We start from the raw sequence: 6,522 nt of genomic DNA on the forward strand, positions 1-6,522 counted from the left end.
GCGACGAGGTGGTCGCCGTGGTGCCGGTGTGGCCGAACATCACCGCGCAGCCGGCGATCCTCGGGGCCGACGTGAAGCGCGTGTCGCTGCAGGTGCACGACGGCGCCTGGCAGCTCGACCTCGAGCGCCTGCTGGCCGCGATCACCCCGCGCACCCGGCTGCTGCTGGTCAACGCGCCGAACAACCCGACCGGCTGGACGATGACCCGCGCCGAGCAGCAGGCCGTGCTCGACCACTGCCGCCGCACCGGCACCTGGATCGTCGCCGACGAGGTCTACGAGCGGCTGTACTACGAGCCGGATCCCGTCTCTGGGTCAAGCCATGCGGCGCCGAGCTTCCTCGACATCGCCGACGCGGACGACCGGCTGGTGGTGACGCACAGCTTCTCGAAGAGCTTCCTGATGACCGGCTGGCGGCTCGGTTCGCTGGTCGTGCCGGCGGCGCTGACGGCCGACATCGGCAAGCTGATCGAGTTCAACACCTCGTGCGCGCCGGTGTTCGTGCAGCAGGCCGGCATCGCCKCGCTGCAGGGCGCCGAGGCCTTCGTGCCGGGGCTGATCGGCCGGCTGAAGGCCTGCCGCGACACACTGGTGCCGCGCCTGCAGGCGCTGCCGGGGGTCACGCTCGCGATGCCGGCGGGCGGCATGTACGCCTTCTTCCGCGTCGACGGCGAGGACGATTCGCTGGCGCTGGCCAAGCGGCTGGTCACCGGCGTCGGGCTGGGCCTGGCGCCCGGCGCAGCCTTCGGCGACGAGGCAGAAGGCTGGCTGCGCTGGTGCTTCGCGTCGCGCGACCCGGCGCGGCTGGTGGACGGGGTGGAGCGGCTGAAACGCGCGTTGGGGCTATAATCGACAGGCTTTGCGTCCTGATCCCATCAGGTGTGAAGCAAGTCGCACGGCGCGGGTCAGTTTCACCCGTGACCGCAAGTAGCAACCTCCCGCCCACGAAAAGGCTGACAAGCCAGAGGGCAGGAACATCAGGAAACTGACATGTCCGTCGCAGATCTGAACAAGGCCGAGATCGTCAAGGCCAATGCCCGCAGCGCCAACGACACCGGCTCCCCCGAAGTGCAAGTGGCCCTGCTGACCGCTCGCATCAACGAGCTGACCCCCCACTTCAAGCTGCACCTGAAAGACCACCACGGTCGCCGCGGCCTGCTGAAGATGGTCAACACCCGCAAGAGCCTGCTGGCCTACCTGCGCAAGACCGATGCCGACCGCTACACCGCGCTGATCCAGAAGCTGGGTCTGCGCAAGTAATCCGCGAATGAAAGCCGAGAGCCTGTCTGGATCCTCCAGCACAGGCTCTTTGCGCTTTTGGAGCTGAGCACCCACAGATGACGATGTGTCATTCCACCAGCGTTCGAACGGATGAGCGCCGCTGGAATGGCATCGCGCCAGGTTGCCGCAGTTCCGGGTCCAAGGGCGCCGCCCTCACGAGGCGCTGACAACAAACCGGAGAAATGACATGAGCATGTTCAACAAAGTCACCAAGACCTTCCAATGGGGCCAGCACACGGTCACGCTGGAAACCGGCGAGATCGCCCGCCAGTCGAGCGGTGCCGTGCTGGTCAACATCGAAGACACCGTGATCCTCGCCACCGTGGTCGGTGCGAAGAGCGCGAAGCCGGGCCAGGATTTCTTCCCGCTGACGGTCGACTACATCGAGAAGACCTATGCCGCCGGCAAGATCCCCGGCAGCTTCTTCAAGCGTGAAGGCCGCCCGAGCGAACTCGAGACGCTGACCTCGCGCCTGATCGACCGCCCGCTGCGCCCGCTGTTCCCCGAAGGCTTCTACAACGAAGTCCAGGTCGTCATCCACGTGCTGTCGCTGAACCCGGAAGTCTCGGCCGACATCGCCGCGCTGATCGGCTCGAGCGCCGCGCTCGCGATCTCGGGCATCCCGTTCAACGGCCCGATCGGTGCCGCACGCGTCGGCTACGTCAACGGCCAGTACGTGCTGAACCCGGGCAAGACCCAGCTGCTCGACTCGCAGATGGACCTGGTCGTCGCGGGCACCGAAGCCGCCGTGCTGATGGTCGAATCCGAAGCCCAGCAGCTGAGCGAAGAAGTGATGCTCGGCGGCGTGGTGTTCGGCCACGACCAGAGCAAGATCGCCATCGCCGCGATCAACGAGCTGGTGCGTGACGCCGGCAAGCCGGCCTGGGACTGGGCCGCGCCCGCCAAGGACGAGGCCTTCATCGGCAAGGTCACCGGCCTGGCCGAAGAGAAGCTGCGCGCTGCCTACCAGATCCGCTCGAAGCAGGCCCGCACGCAGGCCACGCGCGAAGCCACCGCTTCGGTGCTGGCCGCGCTGACCGCCGAAGGTGTCGAGTTCGACAAGGTCAAGGTCGACAACGTGCTGTTCGACATCGAGGCGCGCATCGTGCGCAGCCAGATCCTGCAGGGCGAACCCCGCATCGACGGCCGCGACACCCGCACCGTGCGCGCGATCGAGATCCGCAACGGCGTGCTGCCGCGCGTGCACGGCTCGGCGCTGTTCACCCGCGGCGAGACGCAGGCGCTGGTCGCCGCGACGCTCGGCACCGACCGCGATTCGCAGAAGATCGACGCGCTCGCCGGCGAGTTCAGCGAGCACTTCATGCTGCACTACAACATGCCCCCGTTCGCCACCGGCGAAACCGGCCGCGTCGGCACGCCGAAGCGCCGCGAGATCGGCCACGGCCGCCTCGCCAAGCGCGCGCTGGTCGCAGTGCTGCCGGACCGCGTCGAGTTCCCGTACTCGATGCGCGTGGTCTCGGAGATCACCGAGTCGAACGGCTCGTCGTCGATGGCCTCGGTGTGCGGCGGCTGCCTCGCGCTGATGGACGCCGGCGTGCCGCTGAAGGCGCACGTCGCCGGCATCGCGATGGGCCTGATCAAGGACGRCAACCGCTTCGCCGTGCTGACCGACATCCTCGGCGATGAAGATCACCTGGGCGACATGGACTTCAAGGTGGCCGGCACGACCGCCGGCGTGACCGCGCTGCAGATGGACATCAAGATCCAGGGCATCACGAAGGAGATCATGCAGGTCGCGCTGGCGCAGGCCAAGGAAGCCCGCCTGCACATCCTCGGCAAGATGACCGAGGCGATGGGCGAAGCGAAGACCGAGGTCTCGCAGTTCGCACCGCGCCTGTACACGATGAAGATCAACCCGGAGAAGATCCGTGACGTGATCGGCAAGGGCGGCGCGACCATCCGTGCGCTGACCGAAGAGACCGGCACCACGATCGACATCGGCGAAGACGGCACCATCACGATCGCGTCGGCCGACTCCGACAAGGCCGCCTACGCGAAGAAGCGCATCGAGGAGATCACCGCCGAAGTCGAGGTGGGCAAGGTCTACGARGGCCCGRTCACCAAGMTSCTGGASTTCGGTGCRCTGGTCAACCTGCTGCCSGGCAAGGACGGCCTGCTGCACATCAGCCAGATCGCGCACCAGCGCGTCGAGAAGGTCACCGACTTCCTGAAGGAAGGCCAGATCGTCAAGGTCAAGGTGCTCGAGACCGACGAGAAGGGCCGCGTCAAGCTGTCGATGAAGGCCCTGATCGACCGCGACCAGGCGCCTGCGCAGGAGTGATGACCGGCCGCGCGGCCGCTGCGTCTCGACGCGGTGGCCGTGTGGTGGCGTCCTGCCCACCGAGCTTCCGATGAAAGCCATCGCGATCACCACCCCCGGCGCGCCTGACGTGCTGCGCGCCATCGAGCGCGCGGCGCCCGTGCCGGCTGCCGGCGAACTGCTGATCCGCGTCGGCGCATCGGGCGTCAACCGTCCCGACGTGCTGCAACGCAAGGGCCTGTACCCGGTGCCGCCGGGCGCGTCCGACCTGCCGGGGCTGGAGGTCGCGGGCGAGGTGATCGGTGGCGATGCAGCGGCGCTGGCTGCCGCCGGCATCTCCATCGGCGACCGCGTGTGCGCGCTGGTGGCCGGTGGCGGCTATGCCGAGTTGTGCGTTGCGCCGGTGGGCCAGTGCCTGCCGGTGCCGCAAGGCTTCAGCGACATCGAGGCCGCGAGCCTGCCCGAGACCTTCTTCACCGTCTGGTCCAACGTGTTCGAGCGCGCCCGCCTGCAACCGGGCGAGACGCTGCTGGTGCAGGGCGGCACGAGCGGCATCGGCGTCACCGCGATCCAGCTGGCCAAGGCCTTCGGTGCGCGCGTGATCGCGACCGCCGGCAGCGACGACAAGTGCGCCGCCTGCGTGTCGCTCGGCGCCGACCATGCGATCAACTACCGCACGCACGACTTCGTCGCCGAAGTGAAGCGGGTCACCGACGGCCGCGGTGCCGACGTGATCCTCGACATGGTGGCCGGCGACTACATCGCACGCGAGCTGCAGTGTCTGGCCGACGACGGCCGCATCGCGCTGATCGCGGTGCAGGGCGGCACGACGGCGCAGATCGATGCTGGCGCCGTGCTGCGCCGGCGGCTGACCATCACCGGCTCGACGCTGCGTCCGCGCTCCGTCGCGTTCAAGACCGCGATCGCGAAGGCGCTGCAGCAGCAGGTGTGGCCGTGGCTCGACGCCGGCCGCGTGAAGCCGGTGATCCACCAGGTGTTCCCGGCGGCGCAGGCGGCCGAGGCCCACGCGCTGATGGAATCGAACCAGCACATCGGCAAGCTGGTGCTCACATGGTGAGTACACAACTGAGCACTGCACAAGGAGCTTCGGGCATGCGTCGCAAACTCGTCGTCGGCAACTGGAAGATGAACGGCAGCCGCGTGGCCAATGCCGAACTGCTGGCCGCCCTGGTGGCGGCCGGCCCCTTCGATGCCGACGTGGCGGTGTGCGCGCCGTTCCCGTACCTGGGCGAGGTCGCGCTGTCGCTTCAAGGCCAACGCCTGGCCTGGGGCGCGCAGGATTGTTCAAGGAACGAGAGCGGTGCCTACACCGGCGAGGTGTCGGCATCGATGCTGGCCGAGTTCGGCTGCCGCTACGTGATCGTCGGGCACTCGGAGCGGCGTGCGCTGCATGCCGAATCCGACCAGTTGGTGGCCGACAAGGCGAAGGCGGCGCTGGCCCACAAGCTGACGCCGATCGTCTGCGTCGGCGAGACGCTGGCCGAACGCGAGGCCGGGCAGACCGATGCGGTGGTCAAGCGCCAGCTGTCGGCGGTGATCCACACGCTCGCGCACTGCATCTCGCAGGTCGTCGTGGCCTACGAGCCGGTGTGGGCGATCGGCACCGGCAAGACCGCGTCGCCCGAGCAGGCGCAGGCGGTGCATGCGCTGCTGCGCGCGCAGTTGCACGCGGCGACGCAGAAATCCGATGAGATGTTGTTGTTGTACGGCGGGAGTGTGAAAGCCGACAACGCCGCCAGCCTGTTTGCCCAAGTCGACATCGACGGCGGGCTGATCGGCGGGGCGTCACTGAAGGCCGCGGATTTCGCGGCCATATGCAAAGCCGCGGCCTGACCCGCGGACCCTGATTTTTCTGGAGCAAGAACAATGCAAGTGCTGTTGAATTTCGTCGTCGTCATCCAGATGCTGGCGGCCCTGGTCATGATCGGCCTGGTGCTGGTGCAGCATGGCAAGGGGGCTGACATGGGCGCCTCGTTCGGCAGCGGCTCGTCGGGCAGCCTGTTCGGTGCGACCGGCAGCGCGAACTTCCTGTCGCGTTCGACGGCGGTGTGCGCTGCCGTCTTCTTCGTCTGCACGCTGACGCTCGCGTACTTCTCGCACGAGCGCGCGAGCGCGGCGCCGGCGTCGGGCTCGACCATCCTGGATCGCGCGCCCGGCATCGCTGCAAGCGCGCCCGCCGGTGGGGCTTCGGGCGCTGCCGCGATCCCGGCCGATGGCGCTTCGGCCGTCATCGTTCCGGCCGCGCCGGTGCAGGCCGCGTCGGGCGCGGGCGCGATCCCGACCAAGTGATCGGCGGGTGATCGGGGTCAAGGACCTGCCCGGGTATCCGACTGTCGTGCTGCACTGCGGTGCACAGCGCGTAAACCCGAGGTCTTTGAGGTTAGAATTTACGGCTGTTCGGTAAGCCAGTCCTCATGCCAACCGAACAGCGATTTTGAGTGCAGCCGTCGTGGTGAAATTGGTAGACACGCTATCTTGAGGGGGTAGTGGCGAAAGCTGTGCGAGTTCGAGTCTCGCCGACGGCACCAGATCTTTGAACGAGGCACTTACCCAGTGCCTCGTTTGTTTCAAGACCGCTCAAACCACACCATGAACCTCGCTCCCTACCTGCCCGTCATCCTGTTCATCMTGGTCGGCGTAGGGGTAGGCGTAGCGCCTCAGGTGCTCGGTTTCCTGCTGGGTCCGCACAAGCCGGACGCCGCGAAGAATTCCCCCTACGAATGCGGCTTCGAGGCCTTCGAGGACGCGCGCATGAAGTTCGACGTGCGCTACTACCTCGTCGCGATCCTCTTCATCCTGTTCGACCTGGAAATCGCGTTCCTCTTCCCGTGGGCGGTGTCGCTCAAGGAAATCGGCCCTGCGGGGTTCTGGTCGATGATGGTTTTCCTCGGCATCCTCGTCGTCGGCTTCGCCTACGAATGGAAAAAGGGCGCCCTGGAC

7 protein-coding genes and 1 tRNA gene are annotated in these 6,522 nt (G+C 67.3%); all 8 read left to right on the top strand.

The features are described 5' to 3' along the window. The coding region (locus tag AC1D12_RS20900) for a pyridoxal phosphate-dependent aminotransferase (RefSeq protein ID WP_477842599.1) at positions 1-848 on the top strand (848 nt) is incomplete at its 5' end. Between the two features lie 141 nt (positions 849-989). Next, entirely contained in the window at positions 990-1,259 is a 270-nt protein-coding gene (gene rpsO / locus AC1D12_RS20905; protein WP_047502936.1) for a 30S ribosomal protein S15, read from the top strand. 208 nt (positions 1,260-1,467) lie between these two features. Next, positions 1,468-3,582, top strand: coding sequence for a polyribonucleotide nucleotidyltransferase (pnp, locus tag AC1D12_RS20910; RefSeq protein WP_477842601.1), 2,115 nt, complete (start codon positions 1,468-1,470; stop codon positions 3,580-3,582). Positions 3,583-3,652: 70 nt separating this feature from the next. After that, on the top strand, positions 3,653-4,639 hold the full coding sequence (locus tag AC1D12_RS20915; protein ID WP_477842603.1) for an NAD(P)H-quinone oxidoreductase: 987 nt from the start codon (positions 3,653-3,655) through the stop codon (positions 4,637-4,639). Positions 4,640-4,674: 35 nt separating this feature from the next. Further along, positions 4,675-5,415 (top strand): triose-phosphate isomerase, encoded by a 741-nt coding sequence (gene tpiA, locus AC1D12_RS20920; RefSeq protein ID WP_465114359.1) that lies wholly within the window; start codon positions 4,675-4,677, stop codon positions 5,413-5,415. Between the two features lie 33 nt (positions 5,416-5,448). After that, on the top strand, positions 5,449-5,871 hold the full coding sequence (gene secG, locus AC1D12_RS20925) for a preprotein translocase subunit SecG (RefSeq protein ID WP_047502930.1): 423 nt from the start codon (positions 5,449-5,451) through the stop codon (positions 5,869-5,871). Positions 5,872-6,025: 154 nt separating this feature from the next. Next, positions 6,026-6,110: transfer RNA gene (locus AC1D12_RS20930), tRNA-Leu, on the top strand. Between the two features lie 61 nt (positions 6,111-6,171). Next, a partial coding sequence (locus AC1D12_RS20935; RefSeq protein WP_477842606.1) for an NADH-quinone oxidoreductase subunit A occupies positions 6,172-6,522 on the top strand: 351 nt, incomplete at its 3' end.

It is taken from the genome of Rhizobacter sp. P1_G5 (assembly GCF_056405435.1).